Here is a 23,003-nt window from a genome sequence, read left to right on the forward strand (position 1 = left end):
AAGCTAGCAGCGACGACCGACAATCCGGCGCCTGCCCGAGGGGCCCTACGACCCGGAAGGCCCGTACTCCCCCGTGTTGCTCGGGCGGGGAGTACGGGCCTCGTAGTGCTCAACTCGGTGTCACGTCGAGATGCCCGTACGCGCCCCCGCGAGGGCGTCGGTCAGGAGCGCGGTCCCTGAGTACCGCAATGGGCTCCTCCTGGCCGGCACGGCGGTGAACCGGCCTCAGCCGCAGTGCACGGGGCCCCTTTGGACCGCGGCGGTCGCGCCGTTGTACTTCCGCCAACCGCTGACCAGAATGCAGCGTCCCGCCGCCTGAACCGATACCGGTCCGGCGTAGTACTGGTAGTTGCCGATGTCCGTGGAGCCGGACGTGTTCATGCAACTGGAGAGGGTGGTACCCGAACAGGCGGTGATGTGGACTGCCGTCTCCGCGGTGGTCCCGTAGCCCCCGGCGGCCGTGGCGACCGTCGAGGCGCAGTTTCTTCCGGTGGCGGAGTCGTAGTAGAGGTGGATGGTCGCGTACTGCGCACCGCCCGGGGTCTTTACCGGGTAGCTGTTGATCTGTGATCCCGAGCAGCCGAAGCCGGCGGTGGCGCCCGGAGCGGGCGCGGCGCTCGCGGCCGGGGCGAGGACGACGCCCGATGTGACGAGAGCGGCGGTGGCCGCGATGGTTCCCAGTACCTTGCGCATGTTTCTCCTCCTGGTCGGACCTTGATCGGTGCACCAGACATCATTTGGGGCGGGACCGGCATCACTCAACGTTCTTGTCATGCGCAAGGAATAATGATCCGGATTCGCACTGGATAGTGCCCGCGTGATATTCGCCTGATCTCACCGCAGCGCCGTGAGGTCGGCAGTGCAACCTGGGAGAACCCCGTATGACCTTCGTGCCGCGAGTCCGACGCGTGCTCGTCTCGGCCGTGAACCCTAGGGGGCGTACGGCTTCGGGGCTTCGGGGACCGGGCCGAAGCCGCCGTAGAGGCCGGACGCCAGCGCCAGTGCTCGGGAGCGGAGTTCGTCGCGGGAAAGGCCGTACAGCGGTACGGGGCCCTCGAAGCCGGGTTCGAAGGGAGCCACGGCGAGGTGCGGCAGGAGGACGCTGACGAGGGCGGCGAAGGTCTCGGGATCGGCGCCGGGGCGGAAGTCGCCGCGCTGTACGGCCTGTCGGGCGAGCGAGGTGACCTCGGCGGAGTACAGGCGGCGGGCGGGGGCGTGCACCGCGGTGCGCACGTCCGGGTCGACCTCCAGGTGGGTGGCGGCGATCACGCCGCGCTCCAACGGGTGGTCGCCGAAGTAGTCCACCCAGGCCAGCACCCCGCCGCAGAAGAAGTCGTGGTAGCCGGTGCCGTCGGGGATCGTGCCGAGCCAGGGGGCGAGCGCGTCCCGGACGCCCTGGGCCGCGGTCTCCGCCACGTACTGGAAGAAGTCGAGCTTGCCCTCGAAGTACTGGAACAGCGACCCCTTGGCGACGCCCGCGGTGCGCGCCACGGTGTTCAGGCTCCCGGCGGAGTAGCCGTGCCGCCCGAACTCCGCCATGGCGGCCCGGGTGATCCTCTCGCGGCGCCCGGGGTCGAGGCGCTGCCAGGTGGCGGTGGGCACGGGACCTCCGGTGGGGCGCGGCGCGGCTGTGGGCGCCCCATCATTCCAGCCGCGCCGCCCCGGCGGTCAGCTCCCCTCGGCCCCGGTGGCGAGGTCGTCGCGCAGCACGCGCTTGAGGACCTTGCCGCTGGGGTTGCGCGGCAGTTCGTCCACGACGTGCACGATCCGCGGCTTCTTGTACGAGGCGATCCGCCCGCGGGTGAAGTCGATCAGGTCCTCGGCCGTGACGGGTTCGGCGGCCGGCCGCAGGACGACGGCCGCCGTCACGGCCTCGCCCCACTTCTCGTGGGGCGTTCCGAAGACCGCGACGTCGAGGACGGCGGGGTGCTCGGCGAGCACGGACTCGACCTCGACGGGGTACACGTTCTCCCCGCCGGTGATGACCATGTCCTTGATGCGGTCGGTGATGAAGAGGTAGCCGTCGGGGTCGAGGTAGCCGGCGTCACCGGTCTTCAGCCAGCCGTCGGCGGTGAACAGCGCCGCGTTCTCCGCGGGCCGCTTCCAGTAGCCGGGGGTGACGTGGTGGGAGCGGGTGAGGATCTCCCCCACCACACCGGGTGCGACGGGCTCCCCCGTGACGGGGTCGGCGACGGCCACCTCCACGTCCTGCCGGGTGTTGCCGGCGGAGCGCAGCAGCGTCGAGCGGGGCCCGTCCACGACGTGGTCGTCGGGTAGCAGCCGGGTCGCGGAGCCGGTCGTCTCGGTCTGCCCGTACTTCTGGTAGAAGCCGCAGCCGAATACCTCCATGGAGCGGCGCAGCAGGGCGGGGGTGATCGGGGAGGCGCCGTAGACGATCAGCCGGAGGGCGGAGAAGTCCCGCTCGCGGATGCCGGGCAGCGCGGTCAGCAGGTGGAGCATCGCGGGCACGAAGAAGGCGTGGGTGACCCGGTGGCGCTCCATGACGTCGACGACGGTCTGCGGCACCAGGTCGGGGAGCATGACCGTGTGGGCGCCGGCGCTGAGCGCGGTGACGAGCCAGCCGGTGCCGGCGATGTGGAAGACGGGCATCGCGTTCAGGGCGACGGAGGTCTCCGTCCAGCCCATCTCGCGGAGTTGGAAGTCGCCTGCGCTGACGTTGCGGAGCGTGAGCTGGACGCCCTTGGGCAGTCCGGTCGTGCCGGAGGTGTAGAGCTGGAGGAAGACCGCGTCCTCGGTGCCGGCTCCGGGGTCGGCGCCGTCCGCGGCGGCGACCCACTGCTCGTAGTCGTGCTCGTCGGCGTCGGCGTCCGCTCCGGCGTCGGTGACGAGGGGGACGCCGGGCAGCGCGGCGCGGGCGGCCCGCGCACCGGAGCGGAATTCGCGCTGGGTGAGCACCATGCCGAGTTCGGCGTCGCGGGCGACGGCGACCAGTTCGGGTTCGGCGAGCCGCCAGTTCAGCGGGGTGGCGACGAGACCGGCCTTGGCGCAGCCGACGAGGAGTTCCGCGGAGAGGACGCCGGGGCGGACGAGGTAGCCGACGCGGGCGCCGCGGGGCAGGCCGGCGGCGAGGAGGGCCCGGGCGACGCGGCTGCTGCGCCGGTCGAGCTGGGCGTAGGTCAGCGTTCGCGTGCCCTCGGTGACGGCCGGCGCGTCGGGGCGCCGGGCGGCGTGGTGGCGTACGGCGTCAGGCAGGAACGGGCTCATGCGGGGGACCTCCAGCGGCGTGGGAGCGAGCGACGGAGCCGTGGGTCGGCCAGGGGGTGGGTGCGCACCGGCCTGCGCGGAAGGCGGTGCTGAACAGCGGGCACGCCCTGCGGGCGGCGCGGGGGCGCGGCTGCAACCAGACCTTATGACCAGGTGGTCATGTTCTGTTGGTTCGAGCCTCTCCGCCCGGCCCTGCGGTGTCAAGACGCCGGACGGCCCCAACTGAACGAACGTCCGGCCAAAGGCGCGCGCCCACCCCGGCAGCGGGTCAGGCGCGCGGGCCGCCGGCCACGTACAGCACCTGACCGGACACGAAGCCCGCCTCCTCGCGGACGAAGAACGAGACCGCCGCCGCGATGTCCGCCGGCTCGCCGACCCGGGCGACCGGGATGTTCGCCGCGGCCCTGGCCTTGAAGTCGTCGAAGGACAGGCCCACCCGCTGGGCCGTCTTGGCGGTCATGTCGGTGGCGATGAAGCCGGGGGCGACGGCGTTCGCGGTGACGCCGAACTTGCCCAACTCGATCGCGAGCGTCTTGGTGAAGCCCTGGAGGCCCGCCTTGGCCGCCGAGTAGTTGACCTGGCCGCGGTTGCCCAGGGCGGCCGTGGACGACAGGTTGACGATCCGGCCCCAGCCGGCGGCGGTCATGTGCTTCTGCACGGCCCGGCTCATCAGGAACGCACCGCGCAGATGGACGCCGACGACCGCGTCCCAGTCCCGCTCGTCCATCTTGAACAGCAGGTCGTCCCGGGTGATGCCGGCGTTGTTGACCAGGACGAGCGGGGCGCCGAGTTCGGCGGCGACCCGGGCGACGGCGGCTTCCACGCGCTCCGCGTCGGCGACGTCCACGCCGACGGCGAGCCCCCGGCCGCCCTGCTCCTCGACGGCGGCGACGGTGCCGGCGCAGGCTTTTTCGTCCAGGTCGAGCACGGCGACGGCGAAGCCGTCGGCGGCCAGGCGCAGGGCGGTGGCGGCGCCGATGCCCCGGGCGGCTCCGGTGACGACGGCGACCTTCTGGGCGGTCTCGGACATGGCGTTCTCCTTGCAGGTGGTGGTGGGACGGTTCAGCGGAAGGCGGCCCGGCCGGTCACGGCCGGCGTCGCGCCCGGCAGGCCCGCGGCGAGGGCGGCGCCGTCGCCGTCGGGCCCGCCGCTGACCTCGAAGGCGTCCGGCGCGAACAGCGGGGCCGTGGAGCGGAAGGCGAACGAGGCGACCTCGCGCTGCGGTGCGTGGCGGCGCGGCAGTTCCAGCAGGGCGAGCGCCAGGAGGGGGCCGTGGACCACCAGGTCCGGATGGCCCTCGACGCCGGTGGCGTACGCGCGGTCGTAGTGGATGCGGTGCGCGTTGTAGGTGAGCGCGCTGAAGCGGAAGAGCAGGGTGGGGTCGGGCGCCATCCGGTACGCCCACGGGGCCTGCGGCGCGCCGGGGTCCGGGGCGGGTGCGGGCGGCCGGGGCCGCGTCCGTGGCGTCGGTTGCTTGTAGACGAGGTCCTGCTCCTCCGTGGTCCGCACCTCCCCGTCCACCGACAGCAGGTGCCGCACCGTGACCAGCAGCAGCCAGCCGGACCCGCCCTCGCGGGTGCGGACGCGGGTCACCTCCGAGCGGCGGGTGAGGACGTCGCCGACCCGCACCGGCGCGTGGAAGGCGAGCCGGCCGCCGCCGAACATCCTGCGCCGGTCGGGCAGCGGCGGCACGAAGAGCCCGTCGTGCGGATGGCCGTCCGCGCCGAGCCCGGCTTGCGCGGGCCGGTCGAGCAGGTGGAGCCAGTGCCACAGCGGCGGCAGCGGGTCACCCGGCGCGCGCACGGCGTCCGGCTGGTCGAAGAGGGCGGACAGCGCCCGGGCCGGGGCGGCCGTGATCTGCTCGCTCGTCTCGACGGGCGCGGGCCGCCAGTCGGCCTCGATCGCCCGGAACGCCTCGGGGGCGGTGCTCATCCCAGCGCCTCCTCGGTGCCGAGCAGGGCGGTCGCCTGGCTGGACAGCACACCGCCGTTGCCGTTGACCAGCGCGACCCGGGTGTCGGCCTGCTGGCGCTCGCCGCACTCGCCGCGCAGTTGCCGTACCGCCTCGATGATCAGGAAGATGCCGTACATCCCCGGGTGGCAGTACGCCAGCCCGCCGCCGTTGGTGTTCACCGGCAGGTCCCCGCCGGGGGCGATCCGGCCGCTGGAGACGAGGTCGCCGCCCTCGCCCTTGGCGCAGAAGCCCAGGTCCTCCAGGAACAGCAGGGTGTTGATGGTGAAGGCGTCGTAGAGCTGGAGGACGTCGACGTCCGCCGGTTCCAGACCGGCCATGGCGAAGGCCCGCCGGCCCGAGTCGACGGCGGCGGTGGTCGTCAGGTCGGGCATCTGGGAGATCGAGCGGTGCCAGGTCGCCTCGCCGCCGCCCAGGAAGTACGCGGGCCGCACCCCGAGGTCCCGGGCGCGCTCGGCGCTGGTGAGCACGACCGCGCCGCCGCCGTCGGTGACCAGGCAGCAGTCCTTGCTGGTGAGCGGGTGGCTGATCATCTGCGATGAGAGCACGTCGGCCACGGTGAGCGGGCCCCGGCCGTGGGTGAACGCCTGCGGGTTGAGCTGTGCCCACGCCCGGGCGGCCACCGCGACCTCGGCGAGTTGCTCGCGGGTGGTGCCGTACTCGTGCATGTGCCGGGCGGCGGCGAGCGCGTACATGGAGACGGGGTAGCGCGGCCGGTACGCCTCCTCCCAGGGCAGCAGCTTCGTCGGGGAGACCAGCCGGCCGCCGTCGGAGCGCTGGGTGGAGCCGTAGGCGATCAGGGCGGTGGTGCACTGCCCGGCCTCGATGGCGAGGGCCGCGTGCAGCAGGTGGGAGACGAAGGAACTGCCGCCGATGTTGGTGGAGTCGGCGTAGCGGGGGCGGATGCCCAGGTACTCGGCGACGTCCAGGGTCGGGAAGGGCACATAGGACGAGGCGCAGAAGAAGCCGTCGACGTCCGACTTCTTCAGCCCGGCGTCCTTGAGGGCGCGGACGGTGGCCTGTCCCATCAGGTCGAAGTGGGTCAGTCCGGGGGCGACCTGGCCGAGGTCGGACTCGGCGACGCCGACGACGGCGACCCGGCCGCGCAGGTCGGTGCTCACGAGGTCACCTCCAGCGGGTGGAAGACGCCGAGGGGTTCGCCGCCGTCGGCGGTGACCGTGAAGCGGACCCGGGCGCCGATGCGGACCTGGTCGGGCGCCGCTGCTTCGACGCGGCTCATCATGCGGAATCCTTCGTCGAGGTCGACGAGTGCGACGTTGTACGGGTCGGTGCCGCGCTGGTGGAGCACGGTGGTGGCGTAGACGGTGCCGAGGCCGCTGCTCACCCGCCACCCGAGGTCTTCGCAGCCGCAGTGCGGGCACAGGACGCGGGGGTGGAAGACGGCGCGTCGGCACTCCGCGCAGTGCTGGAAGCGGAGTTCACCGGCGGCCAGGCCGTCCGCGTAGGTCTGCGCGGGAGCAGGAGCGGGGACGGGGACCGGCGCGGGGACGGAGACGGGGACGGCCACGGGCGTGGGTTCAGGTGCGGGGGAGGTCATCGGCGGCCTCCCCCGTCGATCCGGTGCCGGGCGACGTGCTGCTTGGCGATGACGTTGCGCTGGATCTCGTTGGTGCCCTCGCCGACGATCATCAGGGGCGCGTCGCGGAAGTACCGTTCGACGTCGAACTCGGTGGAGTAGCCGTAACCGCCGTGGATGCGGACCGCGTTGAGGGTGATCTCCATGCACACTTCGGAGGCGAAGAGCTTGGCCATGCCCGCCTCCATGTCCGCGCGCCGCCCCGCGTCCACGCGGGCGGCGGCGTCCAGGGTCAGCAGCCGGGCCGCGCTCAACTTGGTCGCGGCGTCGGCGAGGTAGTTGCCGATGGACTGGTGCTGCCAGATGGGCCGGCCGAAGGTGTGCCGTTCCTGGGCGTAGCGGGTGGCGTCGTTCAGGGCGGCCTGGGCCACCCCGAGGGCCCGGGAGGCGACCTGGATGCGGCCGATCTCCAGGCCGCGCATCATCTGCGCGAAGCCGACTCCCGGTTCGCCCCCGAGGACGGCGCGCTCGGGGACGCGGACCGAGTCGAAGATCAGCTCGCAGCTCTCGACGCCCTTGTAACCGAGCTTCGGCAGGTCCTTGGAGACCTCGTAGCCGGCCTCCTTCTCGACGAGGAGGATGGAGAAGCCCCTGCCCTGCTCGGGCTCGGTCCGGCACAACAGGGCGATGAGCCCGGCCCGGCGGGAGTTGGTGATCCAGGTCTTGGACCCGTTGATCGTCCAACTCCCCTCCGCGAGCGTCGCCCTGGTCGACATGGCCTGGAGGTCGGAGCCGCCGCCCGGCTCGGTGAGCGCCATCGTGGCCCGCAGTTCGCCGGTCGCGAGGCGGGGCAGGTAGTCGGCCCGCTGCTGTTCGGTCCCGAAGGTGCGGATGAGGTACGTGACGACGGAGTGGCCGCCCATCGCACCGGACAGGGACATCCAGCCACGGGCGAGTTCCTGGGCGACGAGGGCGAAGCAGGCGGTGGAGACGTCGACGCCGCCGTGTTCGGCGGGGGCGAGGAGCCCGAAGACGCCGAGCTTCTTCATCTGCTCGACGAGCTTGTCGGGGTACGCGTTCGCGTGCTCCAACTCCTGCGCCACGGGACGGACTTCGTTGTCGACGAAGTCGGCGACGACCTCGACGATCGCGCGTTCGTCGTCGGAGAGGGCCCCGATGAGGGGGATATCGGTCATCGCCATGGTCACTGCACACCCTTCTGCGTCGCGCCCTTGAGCAGGGCCCGGCCGACGATCAGCTTCTGGACCTCGCTGGTGCCCTCGTAGATCCGGAACAGCCGGGCGTCGCGGAAGCACCGCTCGACGACCGTGCCGCGCATGTAGCCCATGCCGCCGTGGATCTGCACGGCGAGGTCGGCGGCCTTCGACACCATTTCGGAGCAGTACAGCTTGGTGGCGGAGGGGCGGATCCTGCGGTCCTCCGCGGAGTCGTACTTCTGCGCGGCGTCCAGGACCATCGCGCGGCCGGCGAGCACCCCGGTCTGGATCTCCGCGAGCATGGCCTGGACGAGTTGGAACTCGCCGATGGGCCGGCCGCCCTGCTTGTTGGCGGCGGCGTACGCGACGGACTCCTCCAGGATGCGTTCCGCCATGCCGACGCAGAGCGCGGCGATGTGGATGCGCCCGCGGATCAGGGACTTCATGGCGGCGCCGAAGCCGGCGCCCTCCTCGCCCCCGACGAGCGCATCGGCCCCCACCCGGACGTCGTCGAGGAAGACCTCGGCGGTCCAGGCGCCGGCCTGGCCGGTCTTGTGGTCCTTCGGACCGACCGAGACGCCGGGCAGGTCCGCCTCGACGAGGAAGACGGAGATGCCCTGTGTGCCCTGGCTCTGCTCGCCGGTGCGGGCGAAGACCACGAACAGGTCCGCGATCGGGGCGTTGGTGATGAACCGCTTCACGCCGTTGAGCAGGTATCCGTCGCCGTCGCGGACCGCCCGGGTGGTGAGTCCGGACGGGTCGGAGCCGGCTTCGGCCTCGGTCAGGGCGAAGGAGGCGATCGCGCCATCGGCGAGCCGGGGCAGCCACTTCTGCTGCTGCTCGGCGGTGCCCGCGTTCACCAGCACCTTGCCGGCGATGCCGTTGTTGGTGCCGAACATGGAGCGGAAGGCGGGGGTGGTGTAGCCGAACTCGAAGGCGAGTTGGACGTCCTCGTGCAGCGTGGCGCCGAGCCCGCCGTGCTCCTCGGGCAGGGTGTAGCCGAAGAGTCCCATCTCGACGGCCTTGCGTCGGACCGCGTCCGGTACGGCGTCGGTCGCCTCGATCTCGTCCTCGCGGGGCACGACGTCCTCGCGGACGAGTCGGCGGACCGCGTCCCGTACCGCCTTGAAGTCAGCGGCGTCCATGGCTGGTGTCCCTTCTGCGGTGGGTCAGAGGAGTTCGAGGACGGTCGCGTTGGCCATGCCGCCGCCCTCGCACATGGACTGGAGGCCGTAGCGGATGCCGCGGTCCTTCATGTGGTGGACGAGGGTGGTCATCAGCCGGGCCCCGGAGCCGCCGAGCGGGTGGCCGAGCGCCATGGCGCCCCCGTTGGGGTTCATCCGCTCGTAGTCGGCGCCCGTCTGTCGCTGCCAGCCGAGGGAGACCGAGGCGAACGCCTCGTTGATCTCGTACGCCCCGATGTCGTCGAGGGACAGGCCCGAACGGCGCAGGGCCATGGCGGTGGCGGGGATCGGGCCCTTCAGCATGGTGATCGGGTCGACTCCGGTGACCACGCCGGTGTGGAAGCGGGCGAGCGGGGTCCAGCCGTGGCGGGCGGCGATCTCGCTGGTGGTCAGGAGCAGGGCGGCGGCGCCGTCGGATATCTGGGAGGCATTGCCGGCGGAGACGACGCCGTCCTCCTTGAAGGGCGTCTTCAGACCGGCGAGCGCTTCGAGGCTGCCGCCGCGGCGGACCCCTTCGTCGGTGTCGAAGACCCGCTCCTCGCCTTCCGCGTCGGTGACGGTGACGGGGGCGATCTGCCCCGTGAACCGGCCCTCGTCGATGGCGCGGGCCGCGCGGGCGTGCGAGTCCAGGGCGTGCTGGTCGAGTTCGGCCCGGGTCAGCCCGAACTCCTCGGCGATCATCTCGGCGCCGATGCCCTGGTTGAAGACGTGGTGGTCGTAGCGCTCGGCGACGAGCGGGCCGTACGGCTTGCCGAACTGGCCGCCGGCGCGGGTGGCGCCCATCGGGACCCGGGACATCGACTCGACGCCGCCGGCGACCACGATGTCGTACTGCCCGGCGATGATGCCCGCGGCGGCCAGGTGCACGGCCTGCTGGGACGAGCCGCACTGGCGGTCGACGGTGAGGCCGGGGACGTGCTCGGGCCAGCCGGCGGCGAGCACGGCGTAGCGGCCGATGGACCCGGCCTGCTCGCCGACTTGCGAGACGCAGCCCCAGATGACGTCGTCGACGGTGCCCGGGTCGAGTCGGGTGCGCTCGGCGACGGCCTTGAGGACGTGGGCCGACAGGTCGGTGGGGTGGACGCCGGACAGGGCGCCGTCGGGCTTGCCCTTGCCGACGGGGGTGCGTACGGCGTCGACGATCACTGCGTCACGCATGGCGGACTCCTTGGTGTTGTACGGCTGTTAGCGGGGGGCCATGCGGATGGAGCCGTCGAGCCGGATGGTCTCGCCGTTGAGCATGGGGTTGGTGACGATCGCCTCGGCGAGCTGGGCGTACTCGTCGGGCCGGCCGAGCCGGCTGGGGTGCGGCACCTGGGCGCCCAGCGAGTCGCGGGCCTGCTGCGGGAGGCGGCCGAGCAGCGGGGTCTCGAAGAGCCCGGGGGCGATGGTCATGACCCGGATCTGCGCGGCCGCGAGGTCGCGGGCGATCGGCAGCGTCATGCCGACGATGCCGCCCTTGGACGCGGCGTACGAGCACTGGCCGATCTGACCGTCGTAGGCGGCGACGGACGCGGTGTTGACGATGACGCCGCGGTCGCCGTCGAGCGGTTCGTTGCCGCCCATCGCGGCGGCGGCCAGCCGGATGACGTTGAAGGTGCCGATCAGGTTGACCTCGACGACCTTGCGGAAGCGGTCGAGGTCGTACGGGCCGTCCTTGCCCACCGTGCGGCCCGCGCCGCCGATGCCGGCGCAGTTGACGGTGATCCGCAGCGGGGCGAGCGCGGTGGCCGCGGCGACGGCGGCGCTGACGTCGGCCGGCGCGGTGACGTCGCCGGCGACGAAGGTGCCGCCGAACTCCCGGGCGACGGCTTCGCCGTCGGAGGTCGGCAGGTCGAAGATCACGACCCGGGCGCCGGCGGCGGCGAGCCGCTCGGCGGTGGCGCGGCCGAGGCCGGAGGCCCCGCCGGTGACGAGGGCGGCGGAGGTGGAGTCGATGCGCATGGGGTCCCTCTCGGGCTGTGGAGGCGGGGCGGGCGGGTCTACAGGCCGAGGTCCTTGGCGATGATCGTCTTCATGACCTCGCTGGTGCCGCCGTAGATGCGGGTGACGCGGGTGTCGGCGTACAGGCGCGCGATGGGGTACTCGGTGACGTAGCCGTAACCGCCGTGGAGCTGGAGGCACTTGTCGATCACGCGCCCGGCCGCCTCGGTGCAGAACAGCTTCGCCTTGGCGGCGTCGGCCACGGTGAGTTCGCCGGCCGCGTGCAGTTCGAGGACGCGGTCGGCGAACAGCCGGACGGCCTGGACCTCGGTGGCGCACTCGGCGAGTTGGAACTTGGTGTTCTGGAAGGCGGCGACGGGCTTGCCGAAGACCGTGCGGTCCTTGACGTACGCGGTGGCGAACCGCAGTGCGGCCTCCGCGGCGGCGGCCTGGCCGAGGGCGATGGCCAGGCGCTCCTGGGCGAGGTTGTGGGAGAGGTACGAGAAGCCCTGCCCCTCCTGCCCGAGGAGGTCTTCCACCGGGACCTCGACGTCGACGAAGGACAGCTCGGCGGTGTCGGAGGTCTTCATGCCGATCTTCGTCAGCTTGCGGCCGACGGAGAAGCCCTCGGAAGCGGACTCGACGCAGAGGATGGACAGTCCCGCGCGGCGGTCTGCGGGGTCGAAGGGCGCCGTGCGCGCGACGACCAGGACGAGGTCGGCGAGCGCGCCGCCGGTGATGAAGGTCTTCGCGCCGTTGAGGACGTAGTGGGTGCCGTCCGCGGAGAGGGTGGCGCGGGTCTGGATGTTGGCGAGGTCGGAGCCGGTGCCGGGCTCGGTCATCGCGATGGCCGTCATCAGGTCGCCGCTGACGAAGCCGGGCAGCCAGCGACGCTTCTGCTCGTCGGTGGCGTACGCCAGCAGGTAGGGCAGGATCAGGTTGGCGTGCACGGAGTAGCTGCCGAAGGTGACGCCGGCGCGGGCGGTCTCCTCCATGACGACGGCCTGGTACGTGAAGCCCTCGCCGGCGCCGCCGTACTCCTGGGGCACCTCGATGCCGAGGATGCCCAGCTCGCCCAGGCGCCGGTAGAAGTCACGCGGCGGGTGGCCGTCCTCCTCCCACTCGTGGTGGACGGGGACGACCTCCTTCTCGATGAAGTCCCGGAGCGTCTGACGGAACGCTTCGTGTTCCTCGTTGAAGACCGTACGGCGCACGGCAACCTCTTCTCGCGTTGGGTGACGGGTCGACGACCGCCCGATGTGGGGTGGATCGCATACAACACTCATCGAACGATCGTTAAGTTATGTTGTACCGCAGGCCCTGTCCAGGTGACCTGCTTCACGCGCGGGCCACCCGCTCCCCGGAAGGACCCAGCTCCATGACCGGACACACCGCCGTCACCGGACGCACCGCCCTCAGCGGGCGCACCCTCCTGATGTCCGGCGGCAGCCGCGGCATCGGCCTGGCCATCGCCCTGCGCGCGGCCCACGACGGGGCGAACGTCGTACTGCTCGCCAAGACCGATCGGCCCCATCCCCGGCTGCCCGGGACCGTGCACGGCGCGGCCGAGCAGATCGAGGAGGCGGGCGGCCGGGCGCTGGCGGTCGTCGGCGACGTCCGCAGCGAGGAGGACGTCCAGCGGGCGGTGCAAGCCGCGGTGGAGCGCTTCGGCGGGATCGACGTCGTCGTGAACAACGCGTCCGCGATCGCCCTCCAGAACCCCGGCGAACTGCCCGCCGGGCGCCACGACCTGATGATGGAGGTCAACGTGCGCGGCACCTTCCTGATGACCTCGCTGGCGCTGCCGCACCTGCGCGCATCCGACCACGCCCACGTGCTGACCCTGTCGCCGCCGCTCGACCCCGATCCGCGATGGCTGCGCGACCACGCCCCGTACACGGTCAGCAAGTACGGGATGACCATGCTCACGCTGGGCGTCGCCGAGCAGCACCGGGCGGGCGGCCGGCTGTCCGCGAACTGCCTGTGGCCGCGCACGACGATCGCCACGGCGGCCACCGCGCACATGCGCGGGGCGGACGAGTCCCTGCGGGTCAGCCGTACGCCGCAGATCATGGCGGACGCGGCGCACGCGGTCCTGGTCCGGCCGGCCGGGCACACCACGGGGCAGTGCCTGGTCGACGAGGAGGTGCTGCGCGGGGAGGGCGTCAGCGACTTCGCCGGCTATCGCGCGGACCCCGCGTCCACCGAGCCGCTGCGCACCGACATCTTCCTCTGATTCCGCCGACGCGGTCCGCCGGGCACGCGGAACGGGCCCGGGGGCGTCGTGGATCCCGCGACGCCCCCGGGCCGTCCTCAGTGCGCCAGCACCCGCAGGGCCCGCAGATAGCCGGGGCGGTCGACCATCTCGCCGGCCAGGGAGACCGCGCCGGCCCCCTCCCCCAGCGCCTCGTACGCCGTGACGACCCGCGTCGCCCAGGCGGTTTCGTCCGCGGTGGGGGCGAACGCCTCGTGCGCCAGGGCGACCTGGTCCGGGTGGATGCAGAACTTCCCGGTCAGCCCGACGGCGCGGGCCCGCCCCGCCTGGGCGCGGAAGAGGTCCGCGGCACGGAAGTTGGTCTCGGGGCCGTCCAGGGCGCCGATGCCGGCGCCGGCCGCCGCGTTCGCCAACCGGGCGCGGGCGTAAGCGAGTTCTTCGCCGTCCGCGCTGCGGGGCACGCCGAGCGCGGCCGTGTAGTCCTCCGACCCGAGGGACACCGCATCCAGCCGGGGCGTGGCCCGACAGATCTCCTCCAGCCGGCCGAGCGCGGCGGGCGACTCGATCCAGGCCATCAACCGGATCGATCCGGCCGCAAGGGCGCGGACCCGTTCCAGATAGGTCAGGTAGTGGTCGACCCGGGCGAGGGTCCGCCCGTCGTCGACCTTCGGCAGGTGCAGGCCGTGCAGCCCCGGGCCGACCACCGCGTCGAGGTCCGCCTCCAGCAGGCCGGAGTCCAACGCGTTGGGCCGCACCCACACTTCCCGCCCCTGCGCGGGGAACGCGGGGAGGGTCGCGGCCACCAGGGTGCGCGCCCGCTCCTTGTCGGCGACGGGGACCGAGTCCTCCAGGTCGAAGGCGACCCCGTCGGCGGCCACGTCCCGGGCCTTGGCGACGAAGCGTTCGCTGCCCCCGGGCACGGAGAGCAGCGAGCGCAGCCGGCGTACGGGAGCGGTCACCGGTCTTCGCCCCGGGCGGGTGGGTCGAGCCGGAAGACGGGCAGGCCGTCGGGGGCGATGTCGCGGACGCTCACGGGCGCGCCGAACGGCGTCAGCCCGGGCGGTGCGCCCTCGACGGTGGCCCGCATCCGGATGCCGTCGCCGAGGTCGACGACGGTGACCATGCGGGGCCGGTGGCCCTTGCGCCGCACCTCCACCGCGCTGCACACCTTGCCCCGGCCCTCGCTGCACACCCAGCGCAGATCGGTGGAGGAGCAGGCCGGGCAGAGCAGCGAGGTGCGCAGGACGACGGTGGTGCACCAGTCGCAGCGCTGGAAGCGGAGTTCCTTGACCGGCGTCGGCGGTCCGATGAACCGCTCCCGCTCGATGGTTCGCACGTACATGGGGTTGCTCCGTTCTCAGTCGTGGGCCGCATCGCCGCGGTGGCGCCCGCGCAGTTCGGTCTTGAGGACCTTCCCTGCCGCCGAGACCGGCAGGGATTCGAGGAAGTGGACCTCGCGCACCCGCTGGTAGGGCGCGACGCGCTCGGCGACGTGCGCCATGAGCCGGGCGGCGAGGTCGGGGCCGGCCTCGTGGCCCGCGCGCGGGACGACGTAGGCGACGGGGATCTCGCCGGCTTCCGGGTGCGGCACTCCGACGACGGACGCCTGGGCGACGGCGGGGTGCCGGTGGAGCAGGTCCTCCAGCGGCGTCGGGTACACGTTGTACCCCTTGTAGATCAGCATGTCCTTGGCCCGGCCGACGAGGAAGAGCCAGCCGTCCTCGTCGAGCCGCCCGAGGTCGCCGGTGCGCAGCCAGCCGTCGCGGAACTGCTCGGCGGTCAACTCGGGGTGCCCTTGGTACCCGTCGGCGATCTGCGGGCCGCGGGCCCACACCTCGCCCGTCTCGCCGACGGGCAGCGCCGCGCCGCCGTCGAGTGCGCGGATCTCGATCTCGGTGTCGAAGACGGGCGCACCGACGCTGCCGCGGGGGATGGTGCCGCCCCGTTCCATGGGGTGGGTGGTCAGGGCCATGGTCGCCTCGGTCAGTCCGTACCCCTCGATGACGCAGGCGCGCGGGAAGAGGTCGTGCAGCCGGGCGAGGGTGTGCGGGTCGATGGGGGCGGCGCCGGAGTTGACGACGCGTACGGAGCTGAGGTCGGCCCGGTCGATGTCGGGCAGCGCGAGCAGGGCGTGGAAGAGGGACGGCGAGCCGGGGACGGAGGTGACGCGGTGGCGCTCCACGGCGCGTACGTACCCTTCGGCGTCGAAGCGTCCGAAGACCACGACGGTGGTGCCCAGCAGGACGCTGAGGTTCTGGCTGACCAGGCCCATGGCGTGGAACATGGGCGCGAGCGACAGGCTCGTGGAGCCTTCGGCGGGGAAGGTGTGCGGGGTCCGGGCCGCGGGGACCGGCTCCAGGACCAGGCCGCCCGAGCCGTCCGTGCGCGGCAGGGCGCCGGCTCGCCAGCAGGCCATCTGGAGCGTGTTGGCGACGACGTTGCGGTGCAGCACCCGGACGGCCTTGGAGCGGCCGGTGGTGCCTCCGGTGAAGGAGAGGTGGGCGAGGTCGTCGCCCGAGACCGCGGTGGCGGGGGCGGGTTCTGCGGTGAGCAGGTCTTCCAGGCGTACGGCACCGCGGGCCTGCGCCGGTTGCGCGGAGCGGGTGTCCGGGACCTCGACGACCAGGCGCAGACCGGGGACTCGGGCGCGCTGAAGGGCCGCCCGGGTGGTGGGGTGCGTGAAGGCGGCGACGGCGCCGGCCTCGGTGAGCTGCTCGGCGAGGGCGGCCGGGGGCAGGGTCGGGTTGACCGGGGTGACCACGGCGCCGGCGAGCAGCACCCCGTAGTACGTGACCGTGAACCACGCCGAGTTCGGCTGGTGCAGGGCGACGGTCTCGCCGGGGCGGACACCGCGCTCGCGCAGCCCCTGGGCGATGCGCAGGGCGTGGTCGTGGACCTCGGCGAAGGTCAGCGCGAGGTCGCCGTCGTGCAGGGCGACGCGGTCGGCGAAGCGGCGGGCCGCGCCCGCGAGGACGTCCCCGACGGTGCGGTCCGGGTAGTCGAGTCGGGCCGGCATTCCGGCCGGAAGGTAGTGCTTCACCCGATGATCCCCTTCTGACGCAGTGCGGTGATGTCCGGTTCGTCGAGTCCGGCGGCGCGCAGCACCTCGTCCGTGTGCGCCCCGACGGGCGGTGCGGGGTCGGGCGGTGCGGTGGGCGTGCCGGTGAACCGCGGCGCCGGCGCGGGCTCGGGCCCGCCGTGCTCGGCCCGGCGGTAGGTGCCGCGGGCGACGTTGTGCGGGTGCTCGGCTGCCTCGGTGAGGGAGAGCACGGGCGTCACGCACGCGCTCTGCCCCGCGAACCGTGCCGCCCAGGCGTCCCGGGGGCGGGTGGCGAAGAGTTCGGTGAGCTTCGCCCGCATCGCGGGCCAGGCGGTGCGGTCTCGCTGGCGGGCGAAGTCCGGGTCGTCGGTCAGACCGAGTACGCGCAGCAGCGACGCGTAGAACTGCGGCTCGATCGCCCCCAGGGCGAGGTGGCGGCCGTCGGCGCAGCGGTAAACGCCGTAGAAGGGGGCACCGCCGTCGAGCAGGTTGACGCCGGGCCGGTCCTCCCAGGCGCCCTGGGCGAGGAATCCGTAGGTCATCGCGAGCAGCAGCGCGGTGCCGTCGGTCATCGCGGCGTCGACGACCTGGCCCCGGCCGGTGGTGCGGGCGTGCAGCGCGGCGCTGACCAGCCCGAGGGCGAGCAGCATGCCGCCGCCGCCGAAGTCGCCGACAAGGTTGACGGGGACGACGGGGTCTCCCCCGGCGGGGCCGATCGCGTGCAGCGCGCCGGCGAGCGCGATGTAGTTGATGTCGTGGCCCGGCTCCTGCGCGAGCGGTCCGTCCTGGCCCCAGCCGGTCATGCGCCCGTAGACGAGCCCGGGGTTGGCGGCGAGGCACGCGTCGGGGCCCAGCCCCATGCGCTCCACCGCCCCGGGGCGGAAACCCTCGATCACGACGTCCGCCGCGGCGACCAGCCGGTGGACGAGCTCCACGCCCTGCGGGTGCTTGAGGTCGACGGCGATCGACCGCCGGCCCCGGTGCAGTACGGGGAACCTGGCGGGCGTTCCCTGCTCCGCGGGCCGGTCGACGCGGACGACGTCGGCGCCGAGGTCGGCGAGGAGCATGCCGCAGAAGGGGCCGGGGCCCAGTCCGCCGAGTTCGACGACCTTGATCCCGGCGAGGGGTCCGGTGCGCGGCGCGGCGGGGGCCTGCGCGGCCCGGGCGGCGGCGCTCATCGGCCGGTCCAGCGCGGCGCGCGCTTCTCGGCGAAGGCCCGCGGGCCCTCCTTGGCGTCCTCGGAGGTGAAGACGGGGCCGGTGAGTTCGCGCATCCGCACCCACTCCTGGTCGGCGCCCCAGGTGGCGGCCTCGGCGATCACCTGCTTGGTGACGCGTACGGCGAGCGGCCCGTTGGCGGCGATGGTACGGGCCAGCTCCAGGGCGGCGTCGAGCGCGGCCCCGGGCTCGGCGAGCCGGTTGACCAGGCCGAAGTCGTGGGCCCGTGCGGCGTCCAGCAGGTCGCCGGTCAGCGCGATCTCCATGGCGATCTGGTGCGGGATGCGGCGCGGCAGCCTCAGCAGCCCGCCGCCGGCGGCGACGAGTCCGCGCTTGACCTCGGGGATGCCGAACCGGGCGTCGCGGGCGGCGACGACCAGGTCGCAGGCGAGGACGATCTCGCAGCCGCCGGCCAGGGCGTACCCCTCGACGGCCGCGATCATCGGCTTGCGGGGCGGGGCTTCGGTGATCCCGGCGAGGCCGCGGCCCTCGACCACGGGACGCTCGCCGCGGAGGAACGCCTTGAGGTCCATCCCGGAGCAGAACGTCCCGCCCGCGCCGGTGATCACGCCCACGACCTGGTCGTCCCGTCGGTCCAGCTCGTCCAGCGCCGCGGCGACGCCCTCGGCCACGGCCCGGTCGACGGCGTTGCGGCTGTCGGGGCGGTTGATCGTGATGACGGTGGTGCCGTCGGCACGGAAATCAGCGAGTACTGCGTCGGCCATTGAGGGCTCCCGGCTGCGATACACGGATCTGCGATCTCACGACAGGCCGGCTCGAATGACGGCGCCACGCCAGCTTGTCGAACATTCGTTAAGTTACGTTCCCCTGGAGCGCCTGTCCAGGCTCAGATCGACGACGCGGCCGGGGGACGGCCCGCGAACACGCGTGCGTCGGCCCCCGGCCAGAGGCCGGGGGCCGACGCAGGTGCGTAGGGCTAACGGATCCGGGAGGGACGCTCCGGGGCCGGGGCCGGGGCCGGGATCAGCCCGCTGCGGGCCGCGGGTGCGGAAGGCAGCCGGGCTCCCAGCCTCCGGCACGACGGGGCGCGGGCGCCCGTCCAACCACGGAGCACCGCCACGACCCGTCCTCGATGGACGTCAACGACTGCACAACGGCCTCCTTGTGTTCCGTGCCGGGCCCCCGTCCGGCGACGGGCGCCCCGACGGGCGGCGTCACGACGAACGGGCCCGGCCGGCATCCGCATCCCTGTCCCCCACAGCGTGCCGGTGCGGGGCGGCCCCGTCATTGGCGTGGGGTGGCAGGTTCCTTGACTCAGGGTGGACTGCACGAGCCGTCGGGACGTACAGAAGGACCGTACGGAGGAAGGCGCGAGCGCACCGCCCCCGTCACACCGCCGCCCTCCGCATCACGAACCGTCGAACCGTGAACCGGAAAGGACCAGCCATGTCCAGGACGCCGTTCCCCTCGGGCTCATCCGAACTGCCCCTGCCCAGCGCCGTGTACGCCAACGACCACCTCGCCGCGGAGGACCGCTTCGACCACTGGCGCACGCTGCTGGGCAGCACCCACGCGCCCATGGACCTGTGCAGCGAACGCGCCGACGACTTCCGGGCGCGCCAGCGCGTCATCGGGCTCGGGGACGTGACGGTGTGGCCGGCCGCCTTCCCGCCGGTGCTCTTCCGCCGTACGGACCGGCTCATCCGGCAGTCGGACCCCGAGAGCTACCACCTGACGTTGATGCTGCGCGGCAGCGGGGAGGCCGACTGGCGGGACCGGACGCTGCGGACGAGCCCCGGCACCTTCCACACCAGCGACTCCTCCCGGCCGGTCGAGATCCGGTCGTCCGCGGAGAAGGGGCGGATCCTGATGATCGGGGTCGAGGTCCCCAAGGCGGTGCTGCCGCTGCCCCGCAAGCTCGCGGACCGGGCCGTCGGACTGCCGATCCGCGACGACCAAGGGGTCGGCGCCCTGCTGACGCACTTCCTGCGGCAACTCGTGCGCAACCTCCCCGAGTACCGGCTCGCGGACGGGCCGAGACTCGGGGAGGTCGTCGCAGACCTCACGGCGGCCGTGCTGGCGCAGGTGTCGAACGACGAACGGGCCCTGCCGCAGCACAGCCACCGGCGCACGACCGCCCTGCGGGTCAAGGCGTTCATCGAGCAGAACTTGGGCGACCCCGCCCTGACCCCGTCGCTGGTGGCCGCGGCGCACCACGTCTCCACCAGCCATCTGCACCGGCTCTTCCGCGACGAGGGCGTCACCGTGGGGGCGCTGATCCGGCAGCGGCGGCTGGCGCGCGCCCGGGCCGAACTCGCCGACCCGCGCCGGGCGGACGAGCCGATCAACGTGGTCGCGGCGCGCTGGTGCCTGACGGCGGCCGAGTTCAGCCGGTCCTTCCGGGGTGCGTACGGCATGACGCCCAGCGAGTACCGGCAGATGGCGGCCCACCGGGCGCACGGCGCGTGAAGCCCGGGCTCCGACGGGCTCCGACGGGCTCCGACGAGGGGCGTCAGGCTCTGGACGGTCTCGCGTCGGGCCAACGGTCGGTGCGCCAGGCGCGTTCGCGCTCGGTGGTGGCGGTGGGGGGCGCGGCGGGGTGGACGGCGAGCGCGGTGGGCAGGTCGCCGTGGACGGGGATGCGGGGGCCTCCTTCGTTGGGGACGAGGGAGCCGTCGGCGGGGATGGCGGCGAGGTGGAGGGGGCGCTCGTGGCTGGCGAGGAGGCGGGCGGCGCGGATGATGGCGAGTTGGCCGTCCGCGGACCAGCCGCGCAGATGGGTCAGGTCGAGGATGACCGGGCCGGTGCCGCGGGCGGCCACCCAGTCGATGGCGCCGTGGAAGCGTTTCACGGCGTCCGGGCCGAGGTGGCCGGACAGGGACAGGACGCCCAGACCGGGCCGGGTGGTGTAGCGCCACTCGATCGTCACGGCTCTCCTACCTTCGTCTAGGGCGGTGTTCACTGCGGGGTGGTGCTCGGTGCGTGGTGTTGCGCGCTTGGTGTTTCGCGCTTGGTACTGCGCGGGTGCTCACAGCGGGAGGGTGATCCAGATCGTCTTGCCGTGGCCGTCGCCGTCGGCGCGCACCACCGCGGTGCCGCCGAGGTCCGTGGTCAGTTCGGCGACGGTGGCGAGTCCGCTGCCGGGCGCGGCGGCGTGCAGGGGCGGCTGGTAGGGGTGGCGGTCGTGGACGGCGAAGGCGAAGGTGTCCCGGCCGGCGGCGAACAGCACGGTGAGGTTGTCGCAACTGACGGCGGCGTGCCGGACGGTGTTGGTGACCAGTTCGGAGACGATCAGGAGCGCCGGGCCGACGGAGGGGTGGCCCGGGGAGATCCCCCACTGCGTCACGATCTGCTCGGCGGCCTCCCGGGCGAGGCGCACGGACTTCCCCGTGGCGGGGAGGGCGACGACGAGCCGTCGCGGTAGGTCTTCCAGACCGGAGAACATCATCGGGGCCTCACCGGGTTGCCTTCGGGGCGGATCGCGGGCCGGGCAGAGCGCTGGCGGGCAGGAGTCCGGTCCGTTGCAGGTGTGCGCGGGCGGCGGCGACCGCGTCGGGGGTGGTGGCGTGCACCCGGCCGTCGCGACGCAGCAGGTCGAGCGCGCCGACGGCGTCCAGGGCCCGGCGCTGGACGGGGTGGACGCCGGAGACCATGACGAGGATGCCGCGGCGGTCGAGTTCGTCGAGGGCGTCCTTGAGGGCGAGCGCCCCGGTGGCGTCGACGGTGGTGACCCGGGACATCCGCAGCACCACCACGCGGACGTCGTCCACCTCGGACAGTTCCAGGAGGAAGCGGTGGGCCGCGGCGAAGAAGAGCGGGCCTTCGATGCGGTAGGCGACGATGTGCTCGCTGAGCAGGGCGTGCTCCTCGTCGCTGTGGCCGTCGGGCAGGTCGGGGCGGATGTCGATGCGGTCCAGCCGGGCCTGGCGGGCGACGGCCCGCAGGGCGAGCGCGCCGGCCACGGCCAGGCCGATGACCACCGCCCACACCAGGTCCAGGACGAGGGTGGCGACCGCGGTGAGGACCAGGACGAGGGCGTCGGCGCGGGTGACGCGGGCCATCGCACGCAGGGACCCCACCTCCACCATCCGCACGGCGGTGGCGATCAGGACGCCGGCGAGCGCGGCCAGCGGGATGCGGGAGACCAGCGGGGCGGCGGCCAGCACGACGACGGCGAGGACGGCGGCGTGCACCAGCGCGGCGAGCCGGGAGGCGGCGCCGCTGCGCACGTTGACCGCGGTGCGGGCGATGGCGCCGGTCGCGGGCACCCCGCCGAAGAGGGGCGCGGCGACGTTCGCCACGCCCTGCCCGAACAGCTCCCGGTCCGGGTCGTGCCGCTGGCCGGTCGTCATGCCGTCGGCGACCTGCGCCGACAGCAGCGACTCCAGCGCGGCGAGGGCCGCGACCGCGAGGGCGGGCGCGAGCAGCGGGCCGAGCGCTGCGGGGTCGAGGAAGCCGAGGGAGGGGGCGGGCAGGCCGGCCGGCAGGGTGCCGATCACGGCCGCCCGGTCGAGGTCGAAGAGTTGGGCGACCGCGGTGGCGGCGATCACGGCGACGATGGAGAACGGGACGCCGGGGCGCCAGCGCGCCCCGAGCAGCATCACCGCGGCGACGCCGGCGGCGAGCGCGAGTGCGGTCCAGTTCGGCGCGGCGACGAACGCGCCGACGGCGTGCCGGCTCACCGCGAGGACCTTCTCGCCCTCCGCTTCGACGCCGAGGGCGTTGGGGAGTTGCTGCAAGCCGATGACGAGGGCGATCCCTAGGGTGAACCCCTCCACCACGGAGGCGGGGACGTACGCCATGTAGCGGCCGGCCCGCAGGGCGGCCAGCGCGAGCAGCATCAGCCCGGCGAGCAGTCCCACGGTGAGCACGCCCGCCGGGCCGTGCCGGGCGACGATGGGCACCAGGACCACGGTCATCGCCCCGGTCGGGCCGGACACCTGCAGGTTCGAGCCGCCGAAGACCGCGGCGAGCGCACCGGCGACCACGGCTGTCGCCAGCCCGGCTTCGGCGCCGAGTCCGGAGGAGACGCCGAACCCCAGCGCCAGCGGCAGCGCGACGATCGCCACCGTCAGCCCGGCGAGCAGGTCCCGCTTCGGGTCGCGGGCCATCACCGCCAGGTCCGCGCGGGAGGGCAGGAGAGAACGCGCCCGGGCGATGCCGCGGGCCCCCATCGTGCTCAACGGATCGTTTCCTCAGCTTCCCGGGACGTCACCGACGGCGTCCGCGACCCGGCTCGCACCGGACCGGTTCGCTCCCCCGCGGGCGGGCGCGGCAGGCCCGGCCTCCGCTTCGCACAGCGCACTCCGCATCGCCCACACTCCTCCTCGCCGCCGCCCTCGCGCCGGCGCTCGACCGGGGCGGTCGGCCACCGCTCGCGGCAGACTCCTCCACGGAAGCCCCGGGCCATGATGTAGGGAATTGAAAAACTTTGCAATTCACCAACAGTGATGGCTTCTGCCCTGGCCACGACCTCCGCCGACGACTCCCGCGACGGCGGGCGCCCGCCGGCC

At 73.4% G+C, this 23,003-nt stretch carries 22 protein-coding genes; 2 read left to right on the forward strand and 20 right to left on the reverse strand.

Annotated elements, in window-relative coordinates:
- Positions 1-225 precede the first annotated feature (225 nt).
- The 12 genes from ACH4E8_RS15140 to ACH4E8_RS15195 all read right to left on the reverse strand — a co-directional run bounded on the left by ACH4E8_RS15140 (position 226) and on the right by ACH4E8_RS15195 (position 12,271).
- Positions 226-693, reverse strand: a complete 468-nt coding sequence (locus ACH4E8_RS15140; protein ID WP_398448112.1) for a hypothetical protein — start codon at positions 691-693, stop codon at positions 226-228.
- A 237-nt stretch (positions 694-930) separates the two neighbouring features.
- Positions 931-1,602 carry a TetR/AcrR family transcriptional regulator gene (locus ACH4E8_RS15145; RefSeq protein WP_398448114.1) on the reverse strand — a complete coding sequence of 224 codons (672 nt, stop codon included), beginning with the start codon at positions 1,600-1,602 and terminating at the stop codon, positions 931-933.
- Positions 1,603-1,668: 66 nt separating this feature from the next.
- Positions 1,669-3,225: a long-chain-fatty-acid--CoA ligase gene (locus tag ACH4E8_RS15150; protein WP_398448116.1), complete on the reverse strand. Its 1,557-nt coding sequence runs from the start codon at positions 3,223-3,225 to the stop codon at positions 1,669-1,671.
- 268 nt (positions 3,226-3,493) lie between these two features.
- Positions 3,494-4,255 (reverse strand): SDR family oxidoreductase, encoded by a 762-nt coding sequence (locus tag ACH4E8_RS15155; RefSeq protein WP_398448118.1) that lies wholly within the window; start codon positions 4,253-4,255, stop codon positions 3,494-3,496.
- Positions 4,256-4,287: 32 nt separating this feature from the next.
- Positions 4,288-5,157: a MaoC family dehydratase N-terminal domain-containing protein gene (locus tag ACH4E8_RS15160; RefSeq protein ID WP_398448120.1), complete on the reverse strand. Its 870-nt coding sequence runs from the start codon at positions 5,155-5,157 to the stop codon at positions 4,288-4,290.
- Positions 5,154-6,317 (reverse strand): thiolase, encoded by a 1,164-nt coding sequence (locus ACH4E8_RS15165; protein WP_398448122.1) that lies wholly within the window; start codon positions 6,315-6,317, stop codon positions 5,154-5,156. The genes ACH4E8_RS15160 and ACH4E8_RS15165 overlap by 4 nt, the downstream gene beginning before the upstream one ends.
- The gene (locus ACH4E8_RS15170) at positions 6,314-6,754 is read right to left on the reverse strand and encodes a Zn-ribbon domain-containing OB-fold protein (RefSeq protein ID WP_398448124.1); all 441 of its coding nucleotides are present in this window, start codon (positions 6,752-6,754) and stop codon (positions 6,314-6,316) included. Before ACH4E8_RS15170 ends, ACH4E8_RS15165 begins: the two co-directional genes overlap by 4 nt.
- A complete protein-coding gene (locus tag ACH4E8_RS15175; protein ID WP_398448126.1) occupies positions 6,751-7,935 on the reverse strand; it encodes an acyl-CoA dehydrogenase family protein in 1,185 nt (394 codons plus the stop codon). The genes ACH4E8_RS15170 and ACH4E8_RS15175 overlap by 4 nt, the downstream gene beginning before the upstream one ends.
- A 2-nt stretch (positions 7,936-7,937) precedes the next feature.
- The gene (locus ACH4E8_RS15180; RefSeq protein WP_398448128.1) at positions 7,938-9,095 is read right to left on the reverse strand and encodes an acyl-CoA dehydrogenase family protein; all 1,158 of its coding nucleotides are present in this window, start codon (positions 9,093-9,095) and stop codon (positions 7,938-7,940) included.
- Positions 9,096-9,119: 24 nt separating this feature from the next.
- A complete protein-coding gene (locus ACH4E8_RS15185) occupies positions 9,120-10,292 on the reverse strand; it encodes a thiolase family protein (RefSeq protein WP_398448130.1) in 1,173 nt (390 codons plus the stop codon).
- Between the two features lie 27 nt (positions 10,293-10,319).
- Positions 10,320-11,078, reverse strand: a complete 759-nt coding sequence (locus tag ACH4E8_RS15190; protein WP_398448132.1) for an SDR family NAD(P)-dependent oxidoreductase — start codon at positions 11,076-11,078, stop codon at positions 10,320-10,322.
- Between the two features lie 38 nt (positions 11,079-11,116).
- Positions 11,117-12,271: an acyl-CoA dehydrogenase family protein gene (locus tag ACH4E8_RS15195; protein ID WP_398448134.1), complete on the reverse strand. Its 1,155-nt coding sequence runs from the start codon at positions 12,269-12,271 to the stop codon at positions 11,117-11,119.
- Between the two features lie 164 nt (positions 12,272-12,435).
- On the opposite strand from ACH4E8_RS15195, the gene ACH4E8_RS15200 reads away from it, so the two are divergent.
- Positions 12,436-13,293 (forward strand): SDR family oxidoreductase, encoded by an 858-nt coding sequence (locus tag ACH4E8_RS15200; RefSeq protein WP_398448136.1) that lies wholly within the window; start codon positions 12,436-12,438, stop codon positions 13,291-13,293.
- A 77-nt stretch (positions 13,294-13,370) separates the two neighbouring features.
- On the opposite strand, the gene ACH4E8_RS15205 is transcribed toward ACH4E8_RS15200, so the two are convergent.
- The 5 genes from ACH4E8_RS15205 to ACH4E8_RS15225 are packed head-to-tail and all read right to left on the reverse strand — an operon-like array spanning position 13,371 to position 18,254.
- The gene (locus ACH4E8_RS15205) at positions 13,371-14,231 is read right to left on the reverse strand and encodes an HpcH/HpaI aldolase/citrate lyase family protein (RefSeq protein ID WP_398448138.1); all 861 of its coding nucleotides are present in this window, start codon (positions 14,229-14,231) and stop codon (positions 13,371-13,373) included.
- Entirely contained in the window at positions 14,228-14,614 is a 387-nt protein-coding gene (locus ACH4E8_RS15210; RefSeq protein ID WP_398448140.1) for a Zn-ribbon domain-containing OB-fold protein, read from the reverse strand. The genes ACH4E8_RS15205 and ACH4E8_RS15210 overlap by 4 nt, the downstream gene beginning before the upstream one ends.
- A 15-nt stretch (positions 14,615-14,629) precedes the next feature.
- Positions 14,630-16,312 (reverse strand): class I adenylate-forming enzyme family protein, encoded by a 1,683-nt coding sequence (locus tag ACH4E8_RS15215; RefSeq protein ID WP_398448142.1) that lies wholly within the window; start codon positions 16,310-16,312, stop codon positions 14,630-14,632.
- Positions 16,309-17,490, reverse strand: coding sequence for a CaiB/BaiF CoA transferase family protein (locus ACH4E8_RS15220; protein WP_398448144.1), 1,182 nt, complete (start codon positions 17,488-17,490; stop codon positions 16,309-16,311). The genes ACH4E8_RS15215 and ACH4E8_RS15220 overlap by 4 nt, the downstream gene beginning before the upstream one ends.
- Positions 17,487-18,254 carry a crotonase/enoyl-CoA hydratase family protein gene (locus ACH4E8_RS15225; protein WP_398448146.1) on the reverse strand — a complete coding sequence of 256 codons (768 nt, stop codon included), beginning with the start codon at positions 18,252-18,254 and terminating at the stop codon, positions 17,487-17,489. The genes ACH4E8_RS15220 and ACH4E8_RS15225 overlap by 4 nt, the downstream gene beginning before the upstream one ends.
- Before the next feature lie 682 nt (positions 18,255-18,936).
- On the opposite strand from ACH4E8_RS15225, the gene ACH4E8_RS15230 reads away from it, so the two are divergent.
- Positions 18,937-19,959: a helix-turn-helix domain-containing protein gene (locus ACH4E8_RS15230; RefSeq protein ID WP_398448148.1), complete on the forward strand. Its 1,023-nt coding sequence runs from the start codon at positions 18,937-18,939 to the stop codon at positions 19,957-19,959.
- A gap of 43 nt (positions 19,960-20,002) precedes the next feature.
- Here ACH4E8_RS15230 and ACH4E8_RS15235 read toward each other — a convergent pair whose 3' ends face one another.
- From ACH4E8_RS15235 to ACH4E8_RS15245, 3 genes are all read right to left on the reverse strand, one after another.
- Positions 20,003-20,419, reverse strand: a complete 417-nt coding sequence (locus ACH4E8_RS15235; protein ID WP_398448150.1) for an STAS domain-containing protein — start codon at positions 20,417-20,419, stop codon at positions 20,003-20,005.
- Positions 20,420-20,518: 99 nt separating this feature from the next.
- On the reverse strand, positions 20,519-20,935 hold the full coding sequence (locus ACH4E8_RS15240; protein ID WP_398448325.1) for an ATP-binding protein: 417 nt from the start codon (positions 20,933-20,935) through the stop codon (positions 20,519-20,521).
- A gap of 10 nt (positions 20,936-20,945) precedes the next feature.
- Positions 20,946-22,664, reverse strand: a complete 1,719-nt coding sequence (locus ACH4E8_RS15245) for a SulP family inorganic anion transporter (RefSeq protein WP_398448327.1) — start codon at positions 22,662-22,664, stop codon at positions 20,946-20,948.
- Positions 22,665-23,003 lie beyond the last annotated feature (339 nt).

The organism is Streptomyces sp. NPDC017979, from assembly GCF_044328175.1.
Lineage (GTDB): Bacteria > Actinomycetota > Actinomycetes > Streptomycetales > Streptomycetaceae > Streptomyces.

What these genes read in the sequence shown, in the direction of transcription:
- ACH4E8_RS15140 (WP_398448112.1), bottom strand. Translation starts at nt 693, where the DNA reads ATGCGCAAGGTACTGGGAACCATCGCGGCCACCGCCGCTCTCGTCACA.
- ACH4E8_RS15150 (WP_398448116.1), bottom strand. Translation starts at nt 3,225, where the DNA reads ATGAGCCCGTTCCTGCCTGACGCCGTACGCCACCACGCCGCCCGGCGC.
- ACH4E8_RS15155 (WP_398448118.1), bottom strand. Translation starts at nt 4,255, where the DNA reads ATGTCCGAGACCGCCCAGAAGGTCGCCGTCGTCACCGGAGCCGCCCGG.
- ACH4E8_RS15160 (WP_398448120.1), bottom strand. Translation starts at nt 5,157, where the DNA reads ATGAGCACCGCCCCCGAGGCGTTCCGGGCGATCGAGGCCGACTGGCGG.
- ACH4E8_RS15170 (WP_398448124.1), bottom strand. Translation starts at nt 6,754, where the DNA reads ATGACCTCCCCCGCACCTGAACCCACGCCCGTGGCCGTCCCCGTCTCC.
- ACH4E8_RS15175 (WP_398448126.1), bottom strand. Translation starts at nt 7,935, where the DNA reads ATGGCGATGACCGATATCCCCCTCATCGGGGCCCTCTCCGACGACGAA.
- ACH4E8_RS15180 (WP_398448128.1), bottom strand. Translation starts at nt 9,095, where the DNA reads ATGGACGCCGCTGACTTCAAGGCGGTACGGGACGCGGTCCGCCGACTC.
- ACH4E8_RS15185 (WP_398448130.1), bottom strand. Translation starts at nt 10,292, where the DNA reads ATGCGTGACGCAGTGATCGTCGACGCCGTACGCACCCCCGTCGGCAAG.
- ACH4E8_RS15190 (WP_398448132.1), bottom strand. Translation starts at nt 11,078, where the DNA reads ATGCGCATCGACTCCACCTCCGCCGCCCTCGTCACCGGCGGGGCCTCC.
- ACH4E8_RS15200 (WP_398448136.1), top strand. Translation starts at nt 12,436, where the DNA reads ATGACCGGACACACCGCCGTCACCGGACGCACCGCCCTCAGCGGGCGC.
- ACH4E8_RS15210 (WP_398448140.1), bottom strand. Translation starts at nt 14,614, where the DNA reads ATGTACGTGCGAACCATCGAGCGGGAGCGGTTCATCGGACCGCCGACG.
- ACH4E8_RS15220 (WP_398448144.1), bottom strand. Translation starts at nt 17,490, where the DNA reads ATGAGCGCCGCCGCCCGGGCCGCGCAGGCCCCCGCCGCGCCGCGCACC.
- ACH4E8_RS15225 (WP_398448146.1), bottom strand. Translation starts at nt 18,254, where the DNA reads ATGGCCGACGCAGTACTCGCTGATTTCCGTGCCGACGGCACCACCGTC.
- ACH4E8_RS15230 (WP_398448148.1), top strand. Translation starts at nt 18,937, where the DNA reads ATGTCCAGGACGCCGTTCCCCTCGGGCTCATCCGAACTGCCCCTGCCC.
- ACH4E8_RS15240 (WP_398448325.1), bottom strand. Translation starts at nt 20,935, where the DNA reads ATGTTCTCCGGTCTGGAAGACCTACCGCGACGGCTCGTCGTCGCCCTC.
- ACH4E8_RS15245 (WP_398448327.1), bottom strand. Translation starts at nt 22,664, where the DNA reads ATGGGGGCCCGCGGCATCGCCCGGGCGCGTTCTCTCCTGCCCTCCCGC.